The sequence below is a fragment of the Kaistia nematophila genome (assembly GCF_026343855.1).
Classification (GTDB): domain Bacteria; phylum Pseudomonadota; class Alphaproteobacteria; order Rhizobiales; family Kaistiaceae; genus Kaistia; species Kaistia nematophila.
Genome location: NZ_JAPKNK010000004.1, coordinates 137,724 through 159,794, shown reverse-complemented (window position 1 = coordinate 159,794; position 22,071 = coordinate 137,724). Strand labels below are relative to the sequence as shown.

The following is a 22,071-nucleotide window of genomic DNA, read 5'->3' as shown; positions in this document are numbered from 1 at the left end:
AAGGATGACCAAGAAGAAGCTCAATATCGGTCTGGTCGGTGCCGGCTTCATGGGCCGCACCCATTCCAACGCCTTCCGCCAGGTCGGCCAGTTCTTCGGCGGCGAATACGAGCCCGTGCTGAAGGCGATCGCCACGCGCAACGCCAAGGGCGCCGCCGATTTCGCCGCCAACTGGGGCTATGAAAGCTCGGAGAGCGACTGGCGCAAGCTGATCGAGCGCAAGGATATCGACCTGATCGATATCGCCAGCCCGAACGACACCCATGCCGAGATCGCCATTGCCGCGGCCGAGGCCGGCAAGATGGTGATGTGCGAGAAGCCACTCGGCCGCAACGCCGCCGAGGCCGAGAAGATGGTCGCGGCCGTCGAGGCGGCCGGCGTCGCCAACATGGTCTGGTACAATTACCGCCGCGTGCCGGCGGTGACGCTCGCCAAGCAGATGATCGACGAGGGCCGGCTCGGCCGCATCTTCCACTATCGCGCCAAGTTCCTGCAGGACTGGACGATCTCGGCCGACGTGCCGCAGGGCGGCATGGGCACCTGGCGTCTCGACGCCAGCGTCGCCGGCTCGGGCGTCACCGGCGACCTGCTCGCGCACTGCATCGACACAGCGCTCTGGCTGAACGGCGGCATCGACAGCGTCACGGCGGCGACGGAGACCTTCGTCAAGCAGCGCTCGCATGCCGTCAGCGGCAAGGTCGAGGAGGTCAAGATCGACGACGCCAGCGCGTTCCTAGCCCGCTTCGAGAACGGCTCGCTGGCGACCTTCGAGGCGACCCGCTACGCCCGCGGCCACAAGGCGCTCTACACGCTCGAGATCAACGGCGAGAAGGGCTCGATCGCCTGGGATCTGCACGACCTGCACCGGCTGCAGTTTTTCGATCACGGCGACGACGGCCATCTGCGCGGCTGGCGTTCGATCCACATCACCGATGGCGACCATCCCTATATGAGCCACTGGTGGGTGCCTGGCCTGCAGATCGGCTACGAGCACAGCTTCATCCACCAGGCGGCCGATTTCCTCGGCGGTCTCGCCTCCGGCACGCCGGCGGCGCCGACCTTCCGCGATGCGCTCCGCACCGACTACGTCACCGACGCCGTGCTGGCATCGGCCAGGTCCGGTCGCTGGGAAGCGGTCAAGGGCTGAGCGGCATCACGGCGATGAACTCCGCAACCCCCCTCGCGATCCAGGTGCAGTCGGTGACCAAGAGCTTTCTCGGTCAGCGTGCGCTGGACGACATCGACTTCGAGGTTGCTCGCGGCGAGGTGCATGGCCTGGTCGGCAAGAACGGCGCCGGCAAGTCCACCTTCATGAAGATCCTGTCGGGCGCCCAGCCGCCCGACAGTGGTCAGATCATCGTCGGCGGCACAGCCTTCAAGGCGCTCAATCCGGCCGAGGGACGCGCGGCGGGCATCGCCATCGTCTACCAGAATCCCGAGCTGCATCTCGATCTCTCGGTCGCGGCCAACATCTTCCTCGGCGCCGAGCCTCGCAAGGGCTTCGGCGTCCTCGACGACAAGGCGATGGCGGCGCGGGCGACCGAGCTGCTGGCCCGGCTCGGGCTCGATCTTCCCGTCAACAAGCGCCTCGGCGATCTCGACATCGCCGACCGTCAGCAGGTCGCGATCGCCAAGGCCGTGCGCGAGAAGGCGCATGTGCTGCTGCTCGACGAACCGACGGCGGCGCTCAACAAGGCGCAGGCGGAATTCCTGTTCCGGCTGATCCGCGATCTCGCCAGGCAGGGCATGGCGATCGTCTATGTCTCGCATCATCTCGACGAGGTCCTGGCGATCTCGGACCGCATCACGGTTCTGCGCAACGGCCGCAAGGTCGCGGTGGTCGAGGGCAAGAGCGCCGACAAGGACGGGCTGATCTCGATGATCGTCGGGCGCACGCTCGACGCGGTCGAGACGCATCGCACCCCGCGGTCGCGGACGGATCCGTTCCTGATCATGGAGAGCGTTTCCAGCCCGGGCGGGCTCGACAATGTCTCGCTCGAGGTCGCCAAGGGCGAGATCGTCGGCGTGACGGGTTTGATCGGCGGCGGCGCCAATGCGCTCGCGGCCGTGATCGGCGGGCTCGACCATCGCGACCTCTCCGGGCGGATGACGCTGGGTGGCGAACCCTATGCGCCCCGCGCCGTGCGCGAGGCGATCGCCCGCGGCGTGCTGTTCATTCCCGAGGACATGCGGGGGCGCGGCCTGGTCATGGGGCTGTCGATCGCCAAGAACATCTCGCTCGCCGCGCTCCGCTCGCTGTCGAAGCTGGGCTGGCTCAAGCTCGCGAAAGAAACCGGCGTCGCCACCGAAATGTCGGAGCGGCTCGATCTCAATCCGCGCGTGCCCAGCCGCGAGGTGCGTTTCCTGAGCGGCGGCAACCAGCGCAAGGCGCTGCTCGGCCGCGCCATCTTCGCCGATGGCCGGCTGTTCGTGCTGGAGGAGCCGACGCAGGGCGTCGACGTCGAATCGCAGCGCCAGATCCATGATCACCTGCGCAGCCTCGCCGACAAGGGCGCGACCGTCGTGTTCGTCTCGACCGACCTCGAGGAGCTGATCGCGCTTGCCGACCGCATCCTGGTCCTGCGCGCCGGCCGGATCGAGCAGGAGCTGTCGCCCGCGGGCCTCGATCCGCAGCAATTGCTCGCGGCCATCCAAACCCAAAGCGCCCGGAGCGTGAACTGATGACCTCTTCCGCCGCTACCGCCGCCCAGCCGGCGGGCCGCAAGTCCGGGGCTTCCCGCAAGGTCGATATCGGCCGCTACACGCTGCTGATCGTGCTGCTGCTGATCGTGGTGATCACGGCCATCGGCAATCCGCGCTTCCTGTCGGTCAACAACCTGCTCAACATCCTGTTCCAGGTTTCGGCGCTCGGCATCGTCGCCGCCGGCCAGACCATCCTGTTGATCGCCGGCGGACTCGACCTTTCGGTCGGCGCAGCGCTTTCGGTTGCCGGCCTCGCCACGGCGCTGACGATCATGCACACCGGCTCCGCCGTGCTCGGCATCCTCGCCGGCGTCGCCGCCGGCACGCTCATCGGCGCGATCAACGGCATGCTGGTCTCGACCAACCGCGCCACGCCCTTCATCATCACGCTCGGCACGATGACCTTCCTGCAGGGCGTCGCCATCCTGATGTCGGGCGGCAGCCCGATCAACGGCACCGGCGCGCTGTTCGACGTGTTCGGCCTTGGCGATTTCCTGCGCGTGCCGTGGCCCGTCTACGCCATGATCCTCGCCATCGCCGTGATGTTCCTGATCCTGCGCTTCACCACGCTCGGCCGCTACGCCTTCGCGATCGGCGGCAACGAGGAAGCGGCGCGGCTTTCCGGCATTCCGGTCCGGCGCATCAAGATCGCGCTCTATGCGCTGAGCGGCCTCTTCGTTGGCGTCGCCGGCGTCATCCTCACCGGCGTCCTCGACTCGGGCCTGCCCAGCATGGGCACGGGCTACGAGCTGCGCGCCATCGCGGCCGTGGTCATCGGCGGCACGCCGCTGATCGGCGGCCGCGGCTCGGTCATCGGCACGCTGGGCGGCGTCCTGCTGCTCGGGCTGGTGAGCAACAGCATGAACCTTCTCGGTGTCGGCGCGAATTTCCAGAGCGCCGTGCTGGGATTGATCATAACCGCGGCGGTCCTGCTGCAGAAAAAAGCCTAACCGGCACGCCGCTTCACAAGGACGTCAAAGGAGGAGACGACCCATGACTATCACGAGGAGAGCCCTTGCGGTTCTGGCGCTCGGAACGGCGCTGATGGCGCCGAGCCTGTCGCAGGCGGCCGAGAAGACCATCGCCTTCATGCGCGGCGGTCCGGATCCCTACTACCAGTTCGGCATGAACGCCGCCCAGGCCGCCGCCGACAAGCTCGGCGTCAAGCTGATCACCTATTCGGCGAACAACGACCCGACCCAGGAACTCGCCAACGTCCAGGACGCGATCACCAAGGGCGTCGACGGCATCCTGATCTATGCGGTGTCGCTGTCGTCGGAAAAGGCCGCCATCGCCCAGGCCAAGAAGGCCGGCGTGCCGATCTTCTTCCAGTATGGCTATGACGAGTCGATCCTGGCGGATTCGGCTGGGATCATGCAGATCGATCTTTACCGGTTCGGCGAACCCGTCGGCGAGGCGATCGGCAAGCTGCTGCCGGAGGGCGAATACGCCACCATCACCGGCAAGCTCGGCCGCGGCGACGCGGAAGCCTTCGTGCAGTCGTTCAAGAACGGCATCGCGAAGTCCGGCTCCAAGGCGGTCAGCGTTGCCGACCTCGCGGCCGACTGGGACCGCCAGAAGGCCATGGACGCCGCCTCGCAGATCCTGGCGGCGCATCCGAACGTCAAGGCGATCTATGCCGCCAATGACGACATGGCCGTTGGCGTCGCGATTGCCATCGAGCGCGCTGGCAAGACCGGCCAGATCCTGATCGGCGGCAATAATGGCGCGCCCTACGGCGTCGAGTTGATCGAGAAGGGCCAGATGACCCTGACCGGCAGCAACCCGCCCTCGATCGCCTCCGTCCATGCGCTGCGCCTGCTGCTCGGCGTCATCGACGGTTCGGTCAAGCCGGGCCAGTTCTACTATGCGCCGAGCCAGGTGATCACCAAGGACAATCTGGCCGATGCAGCCCCTTGGGATGCAAAGCCGGAAATGGTCACCAAGTGGCTGGAAGAGCCGCTGCCGCAGGGCGCGGCGCCGCCGGTCCCGCCGACCAACTGATGCGTTGCGGCCGGTGGACCTTCGGGCCCGCCGGCCTCTCCGGCACGCGGCATCGTCGCGGCCGGTCTGCATGTTGAACCAGGACGACCGCGATGAAGATCGGCTTCAATCTCCTGCTCTGGACGGCGCATGTCGAACCGCAGCACTGGCCCGTTCTCAAAGACCTGAAACGCTGCGGCTATGACGGCGTCGAGATCCCGATCTTCGAGGGGACGCCGGAGCACTATGCCGAACTCGGCCGCGAGCTCGACCGTCTCGGCCTCGACCGCACCGTGATCGCGCTTTTCCCGGCGACCGAGATGAATCCGATCGGCGCCGAACCGGCGCAGCAGGAAGCGGCGCGCGCCCACATGCGCTGGATCCTCGATTGTTCGGCGGCGCTCGGCGCCAGGGTCGTCGGCGGGCCGCTGCATTCGACGCTTGGTCATTTTTCCGGCGCCGCGCCGTCGGCGGAGGAGCGCGAGCGCGCCATCGCCTTCCATCGCGAAGCCGGCGAGATGGCGCGCGAGCGCGGCATCACGCTGGTGCTGGAGGCGGTCAACCGCTTCGAATGCTATTTCGTCAACACCATGCACGACCTGAACGATTACCTGGCCGCCGTCGCTCACCCGAACGTTGCTGGCATGTACGATACCTTCCACGCCAATATCGAGGAGAAGGATCCGATCGCCGCCGTGGCCGCCATCGCCCCGCATCTGGCGCATGTGCATGTCTCGGAGAACGATCGCGGCACGCCCGGCAAGGGCCATGTCGATTTCGCCAGTACCTTCAAGGCGCTGAAGCAGGCCGACTATGACGGCTGGATCACCATCGAGGCATTCGGACGGTCGATGCCGCTGCTGGCAGCCGCGACGCGGATCTGGCGCGATCTCTTCCCATCAAATGCCGAAGTCTACAGCGACGGCTTCACGCTCATCCGCGACGGCTGGCGTTCAGCCTGAGGCCCGCGCAACGGCGGCTTTGCTTGCGGCCGCGATAGGATCGATACCATGAACGAGGCAGCCCCCATTCCGGCCCAGCCGCGCACGCTTCTCCTCAATGGCGAGGACAATATCGCCGTCGCGCTCGGCAATCTCGAAGTCGGCATGACGACGGCGCAGGACGCCACCATCATCCGGCGCGTGCCGCGCGGGCACAAGTTCGCGATCCGGCCGATCGCCGCCGGCGAGGCGATCCGCAAGTTCGGCCAGATTATTGGCTTCGCCAAGACCGACATCGCCGTCGGCGACTGGGTGCACGAGCACAATTGCGGCATCGGCGAGGAGCATGGCGCCTTCGCGCGCGACTATGCCTTCAGCGAGGGCGTGGTGCCGACGCAATATGTGCCGAAGGAGTTCCAGGCGACGTTCCAGGGTTACCGGCGTGCTAACGGAAAGGTCGGCACGCGCAATTATGTCGGCATCCTCACCTCGGTGAACTGCTCGACGACGGTCGCCGGCTTCATCGCCACCGAGATCGAGCGCTCCGGCATCCTGAACGACTATCCGAACATCGACGGCATCGTCGCGCTGAAGCAGGCCAATGGCTGCGTCATCGACTATCGCGGCGTGATCTTCGACACGCTGAAGCGCACCACCTGGGGCTATGCAACCAACCCGAACATGGGCGGTGTCGTCATGGTCGGCCTCGGCTGCGAGGGTTTTCAGATTCCGCGCTTCAAGGATGCCTACAAGGTCGAGGAAAGCGAGACTTTCCGCACTATGACGATTCAGGAAGTCGGCGGCACCCGGAAGACGGTCGATGCCGGCGTCGAGGCGGTGAAGGCGATGCTGCCGATCGTAAACAGCGTGAAGCGCGAGACGGTGCCGGCTAGCGAACTGATGCTGGCGCTGCAATGCGGCGGTTCCGACGGCTATTCTGGCATCACCGCCAACCCGGCATTGGGCGTCGCCGCCGACATCCTCGTCCGCAATGGCGGCACCGCCATCCTCTCCGAAACGCCGGAAATCTATGGCGCCGAGCACCTTCTGACCCGCCGCGCCGTGTCGCGCGAGGTCGGGGAGAAGCTGGTCGGCATCATCCATTGGTGGGAGGATTACGCAGAGCGTAACCTCATGGAGATGAACAATAATCCGTCCCCCGGCAACAAGCAGGGCGGCCTCACCACCATTCTCGAGAAGTCGCTCGGCGCCGCCGCCAAGGGCGGCACCTCGCCGCTGACCGCCGTCTATGGCTATGCCGAGCCGGTGACCGAGAAGGGCTTCGTCTTCATGGACACGCCTGGCTACGATCCCGTCTCGGCGACCGGGCAGGTGGCGGGCGGCGCCAACATCCTCTGCTTCACCACCGGCCGTGGCTCCGCCTATGGCTGCAAGCCGACGCCGTCGATCAAGATCGCCACCAATTCCGAGATCTACGCCAAGATGATCGACGACATGGACATCAATGGCGGCGACGTGCTCGACGGCAAGTCGCTGGAGGCCAAGGGGCAGGAGATCTTCGACCGCATTCTCGAGGTCGCTTCCGGCGACAAGAGCAAGTCGGAGCTGCTCGGCTACGGTGACAACGAATTCGTGCCGTGGCAGATCGGCGCGACCTTCTGACACCGCCTTTGGCCCCTGGGGGCTGAAGGGAAGCCCGGTCCGTTCCAGAACGCCGCACCGTCTGGAGCGGGCCGGGTGACCTTCGCGGCGGGCGCCTTCCAACATCCAAGGAGAACGACATGCTGAAGGGACTTTCGCCCATTCTCAGCCCCGACCTGCTGTGGACCCTGCGCGCCATGGGCCATGGCGACGAGATCACCATCGTCGACGCCAACTATCCCGCCACCAGCGCCGGGCCGGAACTGATCCGCATCGACGCCGCGACCGCGCCGCAGGTGCTCGAGGCGATCCTGTCGCTGTTGCCGCTCGACCAGTATGACGACGTCGCCGCGATCTCGATGCAGGTGGTGGGCGATCCCGACAAGCGCGAGCCGATCGTCGACGAGTTCGAGGCGATCGTCCGGAAGCACGAGCCCGAGCACAGGGTGCATTCGCTGGAGCGCTTCACCTTCTATGAGCGCGCCAATGCCGGTTACGCCATCGTCCAGACCGGCGAGACCCGCCAGTATGGCAATCTGATCCTCAAGAAGGGCATTGTCCGTCCGAGCTGAGTCCGGAAGGCCATCCGGACCGGGATCCGTCGGGGCGCAAGAGGCCGCTCCGGCGCCGTTTCACGGTCCGGAAACAAAGGCGGATGGCCTGCAATATTCTGAAATACAAGCAATGTTTTGACGCCCGAAAATAGTTGCCGGGCTTGGAGCCGCGTGAAAGAGAGGATCTATATGGTCACTCGATGATTGCCGGGTGACGACCCTTCGGGAGACTCTCGCATGAAATCCAAGGCCCTCGCATTGGCGAGTCTGATCAGTGCTCTGCTTCTGGCCGCCTGTTCCGGCCAGTCCGGCAGCGGACAGGCAGGCGGGCCGCCGACGGGGCCGGTCGAAGTCGGCGTGATCACCCTGCGGCCGCAGAACGTGCCGATTACCATCGAGCTTCCCGGCCGTGTCAGCGCCACCAAGGTCGCCGAGATCCGGCCGCAGGTCGACGGGTTGATCCAGAAGCGGGTGTTCACCGAGGGCGGCCAGGTCAAGGCCGGCGACCTGCTCTATCAGATCGATCCGCGCCCCTATCAGGCCGCCTATGACGCGGCCGCCGCCGCGCTGGAGAAGGCGCAGGCCGCCGTGCCCAGCGCCCAGGCCAAGGTCGACCGCTACAACCAGTTGGTCGGCGTGAACACGGTGACGGCGCAGAGCCTGGACGAGGCCAAGGCGGCGCTGGCGCAGGCCAAGGCCGACGTCGCCGCCGCCGAAGCGGCGCTCGCCACCGCCCAGATCAACCTCGACTACACCAAGGTCGTGGCGCCGATTTCCGGACTGATCAGCACCTCGGCCGTGACCGAGGGCGCGCTGGTGACCGCCAACCAGTCGACCGCGCTCGCCACCATCCGCGAGATCGACCCGATCAACGTCGACCTGACCGACTCCAGCACCAACCTGTTCCGTATCCGCAACCTGATCGACAGCGGGCGGCTGAAGCGTGGCGAGGGCCCGCCGAGCGTCCAGCTCAAGCTCAATGACACGGCCGTCTATGACCAGCCCGGCGTGCTGCGCTCGACCGAGGCGATCGTCAACGAGACGACCGGCACCTTCTCGATGCGCGCCAGCTTCGATAATCCGACGCGGATGCTGCTGCCCGGCATGTATGTCCGCGCCGTGGTCAATCTCGGCACCGACGAGGGCGCCTTCCTGGTGCCGCAGCGCGCCGTCAACCGCAACGCCAAGGGCGATGCCACCGCGATGCTGGTGTCGAAGGATGGCAAGGTCGAGACCCGGGTGCTGCAGACGCTGCAATCGGTCGGCTCGAACTGGCTGATCGAGGACGGCATCTCGGACGGCGACCGGCTGATCGTCGACGGCCTGCAGAAGATCGGCGACGGCCAGGCCGTGACGCCGATCGAGGTCACGCTCGATGCCGCCGGCGTCGCCCATCCGGCCGATGCCAAGACGAACGACAAGACGCCGGCGCCGGCGACCGCCCCGGCGACGGGAGGCTGATCCGATGGCCAGCTTCTTCATCGACCGCCCGATCTTTGCCTGGGTTCTCGCCATTGTCGTCATGCTGGGCGGCCTGCTCGGCATCTACAACCTGCCGATCGCCCAGTATCCCGAGATCGCGCCGACGACGGTGCGCATCTCCGCCACCTATCCCGGCGCCAGCGCCGAGACGATCGAGAATTCGGTGACCAAGATCATCGAGCAGGGCATGACCGGGCTCGAGAATCTCGACTACATGTCGGCTTCCAGCTCGTCTTCCGGCCAGGCCTCGGTGCAGCTCACCTTCGCCAGTGGCGTCGATTCCGACATCGCTCAGGTGCAGGTGCAGAACAAGCTGCAGCTGGTGCAGTCGCAGCTGCCCGATGCGGTTGTGGCGCAGGGCATCACGGTGACTAAGTCGACCTCCAGCATCCTGATGGTTGGCGCGCTGGTCTCGACCGATGGCAGCCTGTCGTCAGAAGATCTCGGCGACTATTTCTCCAGCCGTTTCGAGGACACGATCAAGCGCGTCAGCGGAGTCGGCGACGTCAATGTCTTCGGATCCGGATACGCGATGCGCATATGGCTCGATCCGAACAAGCTCGCCAAGTACCAGCTGATCCCGAGCGACGTCGCAACGGCGATCGCGGCCCAGAACAAGCAGATCTCGGCCGGCCAGCTCGGCGCGCTGCCCAGCATTGAGGGCCAGCAGCTCAACGTCACGATCACGGCGCAGAGCCAGTTGCAGACGCCGGACCAGTTCCGCAACATCATCCTGAAGACCAGCACTGACGGCTCGATCGTCCATTTGAGCGATGTCGCGCGCGTCGAGATCGGTTCGGAAAGCTACACCAGCAGTTCGCGCTTCAACGGCCTGCCCGCTGCCGGCTTTGGCATAAACCTCGCCACCGGCGCCAATGCCATCGACACGGCCGCTGGCGTCGAGGAAGTGCTCACCAAGCTGTCGGCGAGCCTGCCGTCCAACATCAAGGTCGTCACGGCCTATGACACCACCCCGTTCGTCAAGCTTTCGATCGAGAAGGTGATCGAGACGCTGATCGAGGCCGTCGTCCTCGTCTTCATCGTCATGTTCATCTTCCTGCAGAGCTTCCGCGCCACGCTGATCCCGACGATCGCCGTGCCGGTCGTGCTGCTCGGCACCTTCGCCGTGCTCTCCTTCGCGGGCTATTCGATCAACACGCTGACCATGTTCGCCATGGTGCTGGCGATCGGCCTGCTCGTCGACGACGCCATCGTGGTGGTCGAGAACGTCGAGCGCGTGATGGCGGAAGAGGGGTTGTCGCCGCGCGAGGCGACGAAGAAGTCGATGGGCGAGATCACCGGCGCGCTGATCGGCATCGCCCTGGTGCTGTCGGCCGTGTTCGTGCCGATGGCCTTCTTCTCCGGCTCGGTCGGCGTCATCTACCGCCAGTTCGCGGTGACGATCGTCGCGGCCATGGTGCTGTCCGTCTTCGTCGCCCTGGTGCTGACGCCGGCGCTCTGCGCCACCATGTTGAAGCCGTCGAGCGGACACATGGAGCGCAAGGGCTTCTTCGGCTGGTTCAACCGCACCTTCGATCGCGGCGCTGACCGCTACCAGCGCGGCGTGCACGGCATCATCCGCCGGCCGCTGCGTTCCTTCGTCGTCTATCTCCTGATGTGCGCGGGCGTCGCCGTGCTCTTCAGCAAGCTGCCGACCTCCTTCCTGCCGGAAGAGGACCAGGGCGTGCTGATGACGTCGATCCAGCTGCCGGTCGGCGCGACGAGCGCGCGGACGCTGGAGGTGGTGAAGCAGGTCGAGAACCATTTCCTCACCCAGGAAAAGGACTCCGTCGACAGCGTCTTCGTCGCCCTCGGCTTCGGCTTCAACGGCAGCGGCCAGAACTCGGCCATGGCCTTCGTCAAGCTGAAGGATTTCGAGGAGCGCAAGGCCAAGGACCAGTCCGCGTCGGCGATCGCCGGCCGGGCGATGGCGGCGTTCTCGGGGATCCGCGATGCGCAGGTCTTCGCGCTGTCGCCACCGGCCCTGCCCAATCTCGGCAATTCGAACGGTTTCGAGATGTATCTGCAGGATTCGGCCGGCGCCGGCCAGCAGCAGCTCGCGGCGGCGCGGGACCAGTTGCTGGCGCTGGCGCGCGAGAACCCGAAGGTGAGCGGCGTCCGCCAGGGCGGGCAGGAGGATCAGGCCGAATTCAAGATCGACATCGACCAGGCCAAGGCGCGCGCCCTCGGCATCGATCTCGGCGACATCAACGACACGATCTCGGTCGGGTTCGCCGGCAGCTATGTCAACGACTTCATCGACCGCGGCAAGGTCAAGCCGGTCTACCTGCAGGCCGACGCGCCCTTCCGCATGCAGCCCGACAATCTGAACGACTGGTTCGTCCGCAATGCCAGCGGCGAGATGGTGCCGTTCTCGAGCTTCGTGTCGACGGACTGGACCTATGGCTCGCCCAAGCTCGACCGCTACAACGGCGTTTCGGCCGTCAGCATCCAGGGCTCCGCCGGCAGCGGCGTCAGCTCCGGCACGGCGATGAACGAGATGCTGGCCATGGTCGAGAAGCTGCCGAGCGGCTTCACCGCCTCCTGGACGGGCCTTTCCTATCAGGAGCAGCTTTCCGGCAACCAGGCGCCGGCGCTCTATGCGATCTCGATCCTGGTCGTCTTCCTTTGCCTGGCGGCGCTCTATGAGAGCTGGTCGATCCCGTTCTCGGTCATGCTGTCGGTGCCGATCGGCGTGCTCGGCGCGCTGGTCGCCGCCAAGCTGTTCGGACAGGCGAACGACGTCTACTTCAAGGTCGGCCTGCTCACGACGATAGGCCTCGCTGCCAAGAACGCGATCCTGATCGTCGAATTCGCCAAGGACCAGCAGGCGGCGGGCAAGGAACTGGTCGAGGCGACGCTCAGTGCCGCGCGGCTGCGCCTGCGGCCGATCCTGATGACCTCGCTCGCCTTCATCTTCGGCATCCTGCCGCTGGCGATCGCCACCGGCGCAGGCTCCGGCGCGCAGAACGCTGTCGGCACCGGCGTGATGGGCGGCATGCTGGCGGCGACGACGATCGGCATCTTCTTCGTGCCGCTGTTCTATGTCGCGGTCCGCCGGCTGGCGGACTGGCGCTCGGCGCGGAAGACGAAGGACACGCCGGCGGCGACCGGAAAGCCGGTCTGACGGCCAAGGAATGCAAGGCGACGGCGCAGGCTCTTTCGAGCCCGCGCCGTCGCTTCGTTTCGGCCTAGCGCTCGACGCGCTCCCAATCGGGGCCAGGATTGAAGCTGCGGATCTGCGGCGCGACGCGGCTGGTCGTGGCGCCGAGGTTGCGCTGGTAGACGTCGCCGCGCTGGTCGCACAGGAACGTCATGATGCCCGTCTCGCCCCAGGTCTCGGGATAGGCGACGAGCGCGAATCCGGCCAGCATCCTGTCCTTGACCAGATAATTGTAGGCACCGCCCGGCGCGGCGGGGCCCTGCCGCGTCAGGATGCGATAGCGATAGCCGTGGTAGGAGCCGGGAACGGAGGGATCGCTGCTGGTCCGCACGGCAGCGGCGACGATCCGGTCTCCAAGCGGGCTGCGGTCGGTCGCGGTCTCGGGCGCCCAGTAGAGGCCGTCATGCCGGCCATCCGAGCTGACCAGACGGCGGGCGAACTGCTGGACCGGCTGGTTGTCGTGCAGCGTGCGGAAATATTCGTTCTGCGCGGCGACGTAGTCCGCGCAGGCGCCGATCGCCACCAACTCGTTCTGTCCGATCGTCATGTCGGCGATCCGTTCCTTGCCGGCGTCGAGGTCGAAGGCCCAGCCGCCCGCGACCTGCTTCAGCGGAATCGGGAACGGCCAATGATCGGCGCCGTAGGTCAGCACCTTGGCTCCTCCGTCGCCGTCGGTGACCGCGCTGCCGTCGCCCGCGAGCACCAGAAAATCGGACAGACGCTGCTTGTCGACCGCCTCGTCGCCGGACGCGATCAGTTCCCTGGCGCCGTCACCGAAGATCTTGTCGAGCATGCCCCTTTCCGGCGCCTTGGCGGCGGCGACGAGGGCGGTGGAAGCGGCCTCCGGCGAGGGAAAGACTTCCTGCGCGCGGGCCTGATGGCTGAAGAGGACGACGCCGGCAAGCAGGGCGCCAAGCGTGGACAGGGCTTTCTTCTGCATGACCGTTCTCCTCAGTGCCGACCGCGTCCGCCACGATGCATCTGACGACCACCGCCGCCGCCGCGATGCATCTGGGGCCGTCCGCCTCCGCCGCGGTGCATCTGCTGCGGTCGCCCGCCGCCGGAATGGGCCTGCGGCCTGGGCGGTGACTTCCGGCTGGAGGCGCCGCGGTTGGAGATCGCCTTGGATCCCTTGCCGCCCACCTTGGCGTTGCTGAAGGCGGTGTCCTTGGCGGGCTTTTTCACCGCCTTGTTGGCGCCGCCGGCGGGGCGCTGCCCCTTGTTGGCGACAGCCGGGCGATCCGGACGATCCGGACGATTGCCCGCGTTCGGGCGATTGCCGATATCCGGGCGGTTGCCGGCATTCGGGCGATCGAGGCCCGGACGATTGCCCACCCCGGGGTGGCTGCCGCCGCCCGGTCCGTGCGGGCGATTGGCGAGGCCGGGCTTGCTGCCTTGGCCGGGCCGGTAGCGGTCGCCGTCGGGACGCCAGGGGCGCATGCCACCGCCGATGTTGATGTCGTTGCCGATGTTGATGTTGTTGCCGCCGCCCGGGCGATAGCCCGGATAGCCCGGCCAGCGCGGCGGGTAGACCCAGCCATGCCCCCAGTCCCAGGCATTGTCGATGGCGATGCCGACGGCGACGGCGGTGCCGAAACCGATGACCCCCGCCGCGAGCGCGCCGCCATTGTCGTAATAGACCGTTGCCGGATCATAGGTCGGCACATAGATGACGCCCGGATCGGCCGGCTCGATGGCGACATACTGGTTGCCACCCTGTTCCTGGACGGTGACCTTCTGTTCCTTGGTGGTCTTGAGCGATCCGGCCTTCTGCGCTTCCAGGCGCAGCGTCTGGATCATGGCGGCGACGTCGTCCGGCTGGTTCACGAAGGCGTCGCCGAGATCCGTCGTCATGTCGAGGTCGTCGTTCAGCTTGGCGATGATATCAGGGAAGCGGACCAGCGCCTTGACGGTCGGGTCCCAGCCCTGCGTATCGGCGCCGGAGAAGTCGCCCTTGGCGACGGCGGCCTTGTTCTTGCCGATCCAGCGGGAAGCCTGCACGATATCAACCGGATAGGCGCAGGCGGGAAGCAGTTGCGCCAGCAACGCATCCGGGTAGAGCGCGATGGGCGCCAGGAGCTTGCGCAGTTCGTCCTGCGTGAACACGTCGCTCGGGGCGGCCTCGTCAGAGGGCGCCTCGGCGGGCGCGGCCGCGGCTGGAGCGGGCTGGGCCGGCGCTGGGCTCTCCGGAGCCGGCGCCTGCGTCGTCGGCGTTTCCGCCGCTCGAACCGATATCGTCGTCGTGGCGAGAGAGGTTGCCGCGAGCAAGATGAACCCGATCGCCCGCAAGCCGGCGCCGCTTGACCTAGCAAGCATCTGCATTTCCCCCAGGGGTCCAGTGTCACCAGAACGGCAATATTGCCTTACGACATGGTAATTGCCAAATCCAATGTTTAAGGATGGAAAATACTTATTTAGGAAATTCCTTTGAACTGGTTCCAGTCAATCAGGGGGACTTCACAATCCTGGCGTCTCCCTCTTCCTTCCTCTGGTAGAGGCTCCGCCGGAGCAGGCTGGATGCGGGTGCGTGCCGCCGACCACGGCTTCGTCAGGACCTCGCGACAGGCGGCCGCCGCCGCAATCGCGATGGCCGCGTCAGCGCGTCGAGATCGAAGACCTGGTCGATCAGTTCGTCCGGCAGCAGCGGGTCCTCGGCGAGGAGTTCGCGCAAGGTCTTGCCGGTGGCCAGGATCTCCTTGGCGAGCTGGGCGGCCCGCTCGTAGCCGATCAGCGAGACCAGTCCGGTGGCGAGCGCCGTGCTCGCCTCGAGGTTCTTGCGGCAGGTCTCCGGATTGGCGGTGATGCCGGTGACGCATTTCGTCGTTAGCGTGTCGATTGCGTTGGTCATCAGCGACAGCGATTGCAGCAGGCTGAAGACGATCACCGGCTCCATGGCGTTGAGCTGCAGCTGGCCCGCCTCGGCGGCCAGCGTCACCGTCAGGTCGGCGCCGATGACATGGAACGCCACCTGGTTCACCACCTCCGGGATGACCGGATTGACCTTGCCCGGCATGATCGAGGAGCCCGGCTGCTCGGGCGGCAGGTTGATCTCGCCGATGCCGCCGCGCGGGCCGCTCGACAGCAGGCGTAGATCATTGGCGATCTTCGACAGCTTCACTGCCGTCCGCTTCAGCGTGGCGGAGAACAGGACGAAGGCGCCGGTGTCCCAGCAGGCCTCGATCAGGTTCTGCGACACGACGAAGGGCCGGTTCGTCAGCATGCCGAGTTCGCGCACGACGATCGCTGCATAGGCGGGGTCGGCGGTGATCCCGGTGCCGACGGCGGTGCCGCCCAGATTGACCTCGAGCAGCAGTCGCGACGCCTCCTCGATCCGCTGTTCGTCCTCGCGCAGCGTGACCGCGAAGGCCTGGAACTCCTGGCCGAGCGTCATCGGAACGGCGTCCTGCAGCTGGGTGCGGCCGAGCTTGATGATGCTGGCGAACTCACTCCCCTTGGCGTCGAAGGCAAGGGCGAGCCGCTCGAGCGCCTCGGAGAGGCGGCCATAGCTCATCAGCAGCGCCAGCCGGATCGCGGTTGGATAGACGTCGTTGGTCGATTGCGACAGGTTGACGTCGTTGTTGGGGTGCAGCGTCGCGTAGTGGCCGCGCGGCTCGCCGAGGATCTCCAGCCCCCGATTGGCGATCACCTCGTTGGCGTTCATGTTGGTCGAGGTGCCGGCGCCACCCTGGAAGACGTCGAGCAAGAACTGGTCGTCGAACCGGCCGGCGATGATCTCAAGGCAGGCCTGCTCTATCGCCGCGAATTTCTCGTCCGGGAGATCGCCCAGCTGCCGGTTGGCGCGCGCGGCAGCGAGCTTGACCATGGCGAGCGCGCGGATCAGCTCCGGAAAATGGCGGATCGGCGTGCCGGAGATCTGGAAATTCTCCATCGCGCGGGCGGTTTGCGCGCCGTAATAGGCGTCGGCGGGGACGGAGACCGGACCGAGCGAATCCTGCTCGATGCGATGGAGCGGCGCGGTCGGGGCTATCGAGGGCATGCTGGATCCGATCGATCAGCTGCGAGGGCTCCATTGGATACGCAAGTTCATGCGGCGGCAAGCGGTCCGGCGACGCCATTGCGCCTCGTGGTAGTGACGGCGTCGTAACACAATCTTCAGCAGCTTTGGCCATACGAGATTAACCAAGACGTTCGGGCGGCGATTGCAGTCCGGGGCGCCTTGCCAGTCGAGTATGCGTTCCGGAGTAATCCTGCCTTGATGCGACGTCAGACCGCCAGCGCGCTGGCTGCCTCTCTTCTTTCCCTCGCCGTCATTGTTTCCGCCCATGCCGCCGAGCGGCGTCCCTATGGCGATGTCGACCTCGTCATCGAGCTCGGCGCCGGCGGCAAGGTCGAGCCCCGCTTCCTCGGCTCGAAGGACCTGCTGTTCTCGCCCTATCCGATCGTTTCGATGTCCTATTTCCGCCTGCCCGGCGTGTTCGAGCTCGGCGGCGGCCCGAAGACGGCGCTGAATTTCGGGCCGTCCTTCCGCATCATCGGCGAGCGCGACCCCAGCGACGAGCCGGGCCTCGCCGGCACGCGAAAACTCGACGCGACCTATGAGCTCGGCGTCAAGGCCGGCTATGAGTTCAATTTCGATCCCGTCTATGGCGCGGAAGTGCTGGGCGAGATCCGCGGCGCCTTCGGCGAGGCGAGCGGCGTCGTCGGCAGCTTCGGCGCCGACGCCATCGTCCGCCCGACCAAGCAGGTCGAACTCAAGATCGGACCACGCGCGAATTTCGGCTCCAGCGGCTTCACCGGCACCTATTTCAACGTCTCGGAGGCCGAGAGCATCGCCAGCGGCGGTAACCTCGCCGCCTATGACGCCGGCGGCGGCATCTATTCGGTCGGCCTCAAGGCGTCGGCGCGCTACGAGTTCAAGCCGGACTGGTTCCTGAACGCGGATGCCGGCTATGACCGCTTCGTCGGCGACGCCAAGGACTCGCCGATCGTGGCGACCGCCGGCAGCGAGAACCAGTTCACCGTCGGCCTCGGCATCTCGAAACGCTTTTCCGTCGACCTCTTTCGCGACTGAACCATCGGTTCTCCCCCTCGAATTCCGGCCGTGTCCGCTTGACGTTGGCGCGGCCGACTGCTCGACTTGACGGGAAAACTGCGGGCCGGTCCGACGCGCCAACGGGACCGGTCGTGGCGCATCCTGGGATGCCGCCGGCGCAGCCTGACAAGACGAGGGAGAGAGACGATGACACTTCGGAGGGGCGCCCTTGTCGGGTGCGGTTTTTTCGCGCGCAACCATCTGAACGCCTGGGGCGAACTCGCCGACCGCGCTGAAATCGTGGCGGTCTGCGACGTCGACGGCGAGAAGGCGGCAGCCGCCGCGGCCGATTTCAACATTCCGGCCTTCTATACCGATTTCGAGAAGATGCTGGCGACGGAGAAGCCCGATTTCGTCGACATCGTCACCACGGCGCCGTCGCACCGGGCGCTGGTCGAGGCCTGCGCCCGACATGGCGTGGCCGCGGTCGTGCAGAAGCCGCTGGCGCCCGACTGGGCCGATTGCTGCGCGCTGGTCGACGCCATGGACAAGGCCGGCCGGCCGCTGATGGTGCATGAGAACTTCCGCTTCCAGGCACCGCTGCTGCGCGCCGCCGAGATCGCCCGCTCGGGCGCGCTGGGCGAACCGACCTGGGGCCGTTTCGCCTTCCGCACCGGCTATGACATCTACAAGGGCCAGCCCTATCTGGCCGAGGTCGATCGCTTCGTGCTGCTCGATATCGGCGTGCATGTGCTCGACGTCGCGCGCGTCTTCATGGGCGAGGCGACGAGCGTCTATTGCCTTGGCCAGGCGATCAAGCAGGGCATCAATGGCGAGGACCAGGCGACGGTGATGATGCGCCATGCCAACGGCGCCGTCAGCGTTTCCGAATGCAGCTATGCGAGCCGGCAGGAGCCGGACCTGTTCCCGCAGACGCTGATCCACTTCGAAGGCACCAAGGGTTCGATCCGGGTCGAGGCCGATTGCCGGCTGGTCGTCACCTCGCCGGAAGGCAATTTCACCGAGATCGCCAAGCCGAAGCCGCTCTCCTGGGGCGGCGAGCCCTGGCTGCTGATCCAGGATAGCGTCGTCTCGACCCAGCGCCACTGGCTCGACAGCCTCGACGCGGGCAGCGTTCCGGCGACCTCCGGCCACGACAATCTCAACACCTTCGCGCTGGTCGAGGCAGCCTACAAGTCCATCGAGACGGGCGGGCCGGTCCAGCCGGAAACGTTCGAGGCAGTGCCGGCATAACGCCTTTCGCCCGATCCGGCGTCGCCTGTTCCAAGGAACCGGGCGGCGCCGGCAATTCCGTTTCTTGGAAGTCGCGCCCGGTCCGGCGATGATTGCGCTCATGCAACGAGCGGAGATTTTCGACATGGCCAGCCCGACGACCAGCCCGGCTTCCGCCGCGCCGAGCGGCTGCGGCACGTGCCGGAACTGCAGCTCGCTGTTCTGGGGCATCGGCGCGGCCAGCGGACTTCGCTGCGTCGGCGAGGCCGGCAAGGGCAGGGCGGTTCGCTGAAGGCGGACGCACCGCGTCCAACTCCGCCGTCCTCCTCGCGAAGGGGAGGATGACGCCGGTTCAGCGAACTTCACGCGCCCCGAGAGGCGGGAAAAGCAAGCCCCTCACCCAACCCTCTCCCGCGAGCGGGCGAGGGCCTTTTGGCCGGCGTCCGTCATCGACTTCGAGGCCGCAGGGGGGGCGCCCCCTCTCCCGCTTGCGGGAGATGGCGGGGGTGAGGGTCTTCAGGCGGGCATTCGGAATGGTGCGGGCAGGGTCGTCGGACGAATGTTCGACGCCTCAGCTCACCAGCAGCGCATCGTCGTCGAGCGTCTGGCCGCCGCGGGCCCTGCGGAACATCTCGATCAGGTCCTCGATCGTCAGGTTTTTGCGGTTGTCGCCGACCACGTCGAGAATGACCTTGCCGCCATGCAGCATGACGGTGCGGGTGCCGTAATCGAGCGCCTGGCGCATCGAATGCGTGACCATCATCGTCGTGAGCTTGTGCTTCTCGACCAGGGACTGGGTCAGCTCCATCACGAACTCGGCCATGCCGGGGTCGAGCGCGGCGGTATGCTCGTCGAGCAGCAGCACCTCGCTGCCAGCGAGCGTCGCCATCACCAGCGACAGCGCCTGGCGCTGGCCGCCGGAGAGCAGGTCCATCCGGTCGTCCATGCGGTTCTCGAGGCCGAGCTTCAGCTCCGAGACGCGCGAGCGGAATTCGTCGCGCCGGTTGCTGCCGATGGCGAGGCCGAAGCCGCGACGGCTGCCGCGCGCGGCGGCGAGCGCCAGGTTTTCCTGGATCGTCAGCGCGCCGCAGCTGCCGGTCAGCGGGTCCTGGAAGACGCGGGCGACATATTTGGCGCGCTGGGCGGTGGCGATGCGGGTGACGTCGCGGCCGCCGATGGCGACGCGGCCCGAGGTCGGGATGACGTCGCCGGCCAGCACGCCGAGCATGGTCGACTTGCCGGCGCCGTTCGAGCCGATGACGGTGACGAAGGAACCCGCCTCGATGGCGAGGTCGAGGCCGGACAGCGCCTGCTTTTCGAGCGGCGTGCCGCGTCCGAAGACGACGGAGAGGTTGGAAAGCTCGATCATGCCGTGGCCCTCCCGCGGCGAAGGCGTGGCAGGACGAGCGCGGCGGCGACGAGCACGGCGGTGACGAGGTTGAGATCCGAGGCCTTGAGGCCGAGGATGTCGCTCGAAAGCGCCAACTGGATGGCGATGCGGTAGAGCACCGAGCCGATGACGCAGCCGATCAGCGCCCAGATGATCAGGCGCGAATGGAACAGCGTCTCGCCGATGATCACCGCGGCGAGGCCGACGACGATGGTGCCGACGCCCGACGTCACGTCGGCGAAGCCGTTGGTCTGGGCGAACAGCGAGCCGCCGAGCGCGACGAGCGCGTTGGAAAGCGCCATGCCGAGATAGATGTGCAGGCTGGTGTTGACGCCCTGCGCCCGCGCCATGCGCGGATTGGCGCCCGTCGCCCGCATGGCGAGGCCGAGGTCGCTGGCGAGGAAACGCCAGACCAGGAAGACGGCGATGACGACCAGCACGCCGACGAAGAGCGGGCGGACATAGAATTCGGAAAGGCCGTGGCCGAAGAACGGCGTCAGCATCGTGTCCTGGTTGATCAGCGCGACGTTCGGCTTGCCCATCACGCGCAGATTGACCGAGAACAGCGCGATCATCGTGAGGATCGAGGCGAGCAGGTTCAGGATGCGGAACTTGACGTTGAGCGTTGCCGTGACGAGGCCGGCGGCGGCGCCCGCCGCCATGGCGACGGCGGTGGCGAGCCACGGGTTCCAGCCGGCGATGATCAGCACGGCCGCAACCGCTGCGCCGAGCGGGAACGAGCCGTCGACCGTCAGGTCCGGGAAGTCGAGGATGCGGAACGCCAGGTAGACGCCGAGCGCCACGAAGGCGAAGACGAGGCCGAGTTCAACCGCGCCGAGAAAGGCAATGAGGCTCACGAATGCGGCCCTTCCGCTGAGGCAGACCGATCGTCGACGAGCGGCCTGGTCTTGTGTCGATGCTGGACGCGGCATGTACCGCCGCGTGAACGCAAAGGGAAGGCCCGGCGCGGGGCCGGGCCTTCCATTTGATTACTTGATGACCTTGGTGGCGCGGTCGATGATCGACTTGGGCAGCGTCAGGCCGATCTTCTCGGCGGCGGCCGGGTTGATCACCAGATCGGTGCCGGCGGCGACGTTGATGTCGATGTCGCCGGCCTTTTCGCCGTTCAGGATGCGCACGACGATGGCGCCGGTCTGCTTGCCGACGTCATAGTAGTTGAAGCCGAGCGCCGCGACGGCGCCGCGCGAGACCGATTCTGTGTCGGCGGTGAAGAGCGGCAGCTTGCTTTCGACGGCGACGGCGACAGCCGATTCCAGCGCCGAGACGATGGTGTTGTCGGTCGGCACGTAGATCGCGTCGACGCGGCCGGAAAGCGCGCGGGCGGCGTTCTGCACTTCCGACGAACGGGTGGCGGGCGACTCGACGACGGCGATGCCCTGCTCGGCGCCATACTTCTTCAGCAGCTCGACCAGCGTAACCGAGTTGGTCTCGCCCGGGTTGAACAGCACGCCGATGGTCTTCACCGAGGGGATGATTTCCTTGATCAGCGCGACGTGGTCGGCGACCGGCGACAGGTCGGAGAGGCCGGTGACGTTGCCGCCCGGCTTCTGCAGCTGCTTGACGAGCTGCGCGCCGACCGGATCGGTGACGGCGGAGAAGACGATCGGGATGTCGCGCGTGGCGGAAACCACGGCCTGCGCCGACGGAGTCGAGATCGGGACGATCACGTCCGGGCCGTTGCCGATGAACTGACGGGCGATCTGCGCGGCGGTGCCGGGATTGCCCTGGGCCGACTCGTAATTGAAGGTCAGGTTCTCGCCGACCTTGAAGCCGGCCTCGCCGAGTGCGTCCTTGACGCCGTCGCGCACCGCGTCCAGCGCGGGATGCTCGACGATGGCAGTGACATCGACGGTGACGTCGCGCGCGAGGGCGGGCTGGACGAAGGCGAGGGTCGCGATCGCGGCGGCAGTCAGGAACTTCATCAGTAGGCCCCCCTTGGTGGCTCATTGGAATTTGTTTGTTCGGTCAAAAGGTGAAACCAGCCCCCGGACCATAAGTCAACATCG

Annotated in this window: 18 protein-coding genes; 12 read left to right on the top strand and 6 right to left on the bottom strand. The window is 66.6% G+C overall.

Going from position 1 to position 22,071, the window contains the following annotated elements:
* Positions 1 to 4 precede the first annotated feature (4 nt).
* From OSH07_RS11580 to OSH07_RS11540, 9 genes are all read left to right on the top strand, one after another.
* Positions 5 to 1,147 carry a Gfo/Idh/MocA family protein gene (locus OSH07_RS11580; RefSeq protein WP_266338808.1) on the top strand — a complete coding sequence of 381 codons (1,143 nt, stop codon included), beginning with the start codon at positions 5 to 7 and terminating at the stop codon, positions 1,145 to 1,147.
* A gap of 14 nt (positions 1,148 to 1,161) precedes the next feature.
* Entirely contained in the window at positions 1,162 to 2,682 is a 1,521-nt protein-coding gene (locus tag OSH07_RS11575) for a sugar ABC transporter ATP-binding protein (protein ID WP_266338807.1), read from the top strand.
* A complete protein-coding gene (locus tag OSH07_RS11570) occupies positions 2,682 to 3,653 on the top strand; it encodes an ABC transporter permease (protein ID WP_266338806.1) in 972 nt (323 codons plus the stop codon). Before OSH07_RS11575 ends, OSH07_RS11570 begins: the two co-directional genes overlap by 1 nt.
* Before the next feature lie 43 nt (positions 3,654 to 3,696).
* On the top strand, positions 3,697 to 4,707 hold the full coding sequence (locus OSH07_RS11565; protein WP_266338805.1) for a sugar ABC transporter substrate-binding protein: 1,011 nt from the start codon (positions 3,697 to 3,699) through the stop codon (positions 4,705 to 4,707).
* A 92-nt stretch (positions 4,708 to 4,799) separates the two neighbouring features.
* On the top strand, positions 4,800 to 5,648 hold the full coding sequence (locus OSH07_RS11560; RefSeq protein ID WP_266338804.1) for a sugar phosphate isomerase/epimerase family protein: 849 nt from the start codon (positions 4,800 to 4,802) through the stop codon (positions 5,646 to 5,648).
* A 48-nt stretch (positions 5,649 to 5,696) separates the two neighbouring features.
* Entirely contained in the window at positions 5,697 to 7,250 is a 1,554-nt protein-coding gene (locus tag OSH07_RS11555) for a UxaA family hydrolase (RefSeq protein ID WP_266338803.1), read from the top strand.
* 119 nt (positions 7,251 to 7,369) lie between these two features.
* Positions 7,370 to 7,801: an RbsD/FucU family protein gene (locus OSH07_RS11550; protein WP_266338802.1), complete on the top strand. Its 432-nt coding sequence runs from the start codon at positions 7,370 to 7,372 to the stop codon at positions 7,799 to 7,801.
* A gap of 219 nt (positions 7,802 to 8,020) precedes the next feature.
* On the top strand, positions 8,021 to 9,244 hold the full coding sequence (locus OSH07_RS11545) for an efflux RND transporter periplasmic adaptor subunit (RefSeq protein WP_266338801.1): 1,224 nt from the start codon (positions 8,021 to 8,023) through the stop codon (positions 9,242 to 9,244).
* Between the two features lie 4 nt (positions 9,245 to 9,248).
* Positions 9,249 to 12,392: an efflux RND transporter permease subunit gene (locus OSH07_RS11540; protein WP_266338800.1), complete on the top strand. Its 3,144-nt coding sequence runs from the start codon at positions 9,249 to 9,251 to the stop codon at positions 12,390 to 12,392.
* 64 nt (positions 12,393 to 12,456) lie between these two features.
* Here OSH07_RS11540 and OSH07_RS11535 read toward each other — a convergent pair whose 3' ends face one another.
* The 3 genes from OSH07_RS11535 to OSH07_RS11525 form a co-directional block, all read right to left on the bottom strand.
* Complete coding sequence (locus tag OSH07_RS11535) at positions 12,457 to 13,368, bottom strand: DUF2950 domain-containing protein (RefSeq protein ID WP_266338799.1); 912 nt, start codon at positions 13,366 to 13,368, stop codon at positions 12,457 to 12,459.
* Positions 13,369 to 13,379: 11 nt separating this feature from the next.
* Positions 13,380 to 14,534, bottom strand: a complete 1,155-nt coding sequence (locus tag OSH07_RS11530; protein WP_266338798.1) for a DUF3300 domain-containing protein — start codon at positions 14,532 to 14,534, stop codon at positions 13,380 to 13,382.
* Positions 14,535 to 14,976: 442 nt separating this feature from the next.
* Entirely contained in the window at positions 14,977 to 16,425 is a 1,449-nt protein-coding gene (locus OSH07_RS11525; protein WP_266338797.1) for an aspartate ammonia-lyase, read from the bottom strand.
* 219 nt (positions 16,426 to 16,644) lie between these two features.
* On the opposite strand from OSH07_RS11525, the gene OSH07_RS11520 reads away from it, so the two are divergent.
* The 3 genes from OSH07_RS11520 to OSH07_RS11510 all read left to right on the top strand — a co-directional run bounded on the left by OSH07_RS11520 (position 16,645) and on the right by OSH07_RS11510 (position 18,946).
* Positions 16,645 to 17,460 (top strand): MipA/OmpV family protein, encoded by an 816-nt coding sequence (locus tag OSH07_RS11520; protein ID WP_266338796.1) that lies wholly within the window; start codon positions 16,645 to 16,647, stop codon positions 17,458 to 17,460.
* A gap of 168 nt (positions 17,461 to 17,628) precedes the next feature.
* Positions 17,629 to 18,675: a Gfo/Idh/MocA family protein gene (locus OSH07_RS11515; protein ID WP_266338795.1), complete on the top strand. Its 1,047-nt coding sequence runs from the start codon at positions 17,629 to 17,631 to the stop codon at positions 18,673 to 18,675.
* A gap of 124 nt (positions 18,676 to 18,799) precedes the next feature.
* Positions 18,800 to 18,946, top strand: coding sequence for a hypothetical protein (locus OSH07_RS11510; RefSeq protein WP_266338794.1), 147 nt, complete (start codon positions 18,800 to 18,802; stop codon positions 18,944 to 18,946).
* A gap of 279 nt (positions 18,947 to 19,225) precedes the next feature.
* On the opposite strand, the gene OSH07_RS11505 is transcribed toward OSH07_RS11510, so the two are convergent.
* The 3 genes from OSH07_RS11505 to OSH07_RS11495 form a co-directional block, all read right to left on the bottom strand.
* On the bottom strand, positions 19,226 to 20,023 hold the full coding sequence (locus OSH07_RS11505) for an ABC transporter ATP-binding protein (protein ID WP_266338793.1): 798 nt from the start codon (positions 20,021 to 20,023) through the stop codon (positions 19,226 to 19,228).
* A complete protein-coding gene (locus OSH07_RS11500; protein ID WP_266338792.1) occupies positions 20,020 to 20,901 on the bottom strand; it encodes an ABC transporter permease in 882 nt (293 codons plus the stop codon). The genes OSH07_RS11505 and OSH07_RS11500 overlap by 4 nt, the downstream gene beginning before the upstream one ends.
* A 132-nt stretch (positions 20,902 to 21,033) precedes the next feature.
* The gene (locus OSH07_RS11495) at positions 21,034 to 21,987 is read right to left on the bottom strand and encodes an ABC transporter substrate-binding protein (protein WP_266338791.1); all 954 of its coding nucleotides are present in this window, start codon (positions 21,985 to 21,987) and stop codon (positions 21,034 to 21,036) included.
* Positions 21,988 to 22,071 lie beyond the last annotated feature (84 nt).

Bases quoted from the DNA above. Each gene is read 5' to 3' on its own strand.
- OSH07_RS11565 (WP_266338805.1), top strand. From the start codon at position 3,697: ATGACTATCACGAGGAGAGCCCTTGCGGTTCTGGCGCTCGGAACGGCG.
- OSH07_RS11560 (WP_266338804.1), top strand. From the start codon at position 4,800: ATGAAGATCGGCTTCAATCTCCTGCTCTGGACGGCGCATGTCGAACCG.
- OSH07_RS11515 (WP_266338795.1), top strand. From the start codon at position 17,629: ATGACACTTCGGAGGGGCGCCCTTGTCGGGTGCGGTTTTTTCGCGCGC.
- OSH07_RS11575 (WP_266338807.1), top strand. From the start codon at position 1,162: ATGAACTCCGCAACCCCCCTCGCGATCCAGGTGCAGTCGGTGACCAAG.
- OSH07_RS11505 (WP_266338793.1), bottom strand. From the start codon at position 20,023: ATGATCGAGCTTTCCAACCTCTCCGTCGTCTTCGGACGCGGCACGCCG.
- OSH07_RS11540 (WP_266338800.1), top strand. From the start codon at position 9,249: ATGGCCAGCTTCTTCATCGACCGCCCGATCTTTGCCTGGGTTCTCGCC.
- OSH07_RS11570 (WP_266338806.1), top strand. From the start codon at position 2,682: ATGACCTCTTCCGCCGCTACCGCCGCCCAGCCGGCGGGCCGCAAGTCC.
- OSH07_RS11525 (WP_266338797.1), bottom strand. From the start codon at position 16,425: ATGCCCTCGATAGCCCCGACCGCGCCGCTCCATCGCATCGAGCAGGAT.
- OSH07_RS11495 (WP_266338791.1), bottom strand. From the start codon at position 21,987: ATGAAGTTCCTGACTGCCGCCGCGATCGCGACCCTCGCCTTCGTCCAG.
- OSH07_RS11510 (WP_266338794.1), top strand. From the start codon at position 18,800: ATGGCCAGCCCGACGACCAGCCCGGCTTCCGCCGCGCCGAGCGGCTGC.
- OSH07_RS11550 (WP_266338802.1), top strand. From the start codon at position 7,370: ATGCTGAAGGGACTTTCGCCCATTCTCAGCCCCGACCTGCTGTGGACC.
- OSH07_RS11545 (WP_266338801.1), top strand. From the start codon at position 8,021: ATGAAATCCAAGGCCCTCGCATTGGCGAGTCTGATCAGTGCTCTGCTT.
- OSH07_RS11580 (WP_266338808.1), top strand. From the start codon at position 5: ATGACCAAGAAGAAGCTCAATATCGGTCTGGTCGGTGCCGGCTTCATG.
- OSH07_RS11535 (WP_266338799.1), bottom strand. From the start codon at position 13,368: ATGCAGAAGAAAGCCCTGTCCACGCTTGGCGCCCTGCTTGCCGGCGTC.
- OSH07_RS11520 (WP_266338796.1), top strand. From the start codon at position 16,645: ATGCGACGTCAGACCGCCAGCGCGCTGGCTGCCTCTCTTCTTTCCCTC.
- OSH07_RS11555 (WP_266338803.1), top strand. From the start codon at position 5,697: ATGAACGAGGCAGCCCCCATTCCGGCCCAGCCGCGCACGCTTCTCCTC.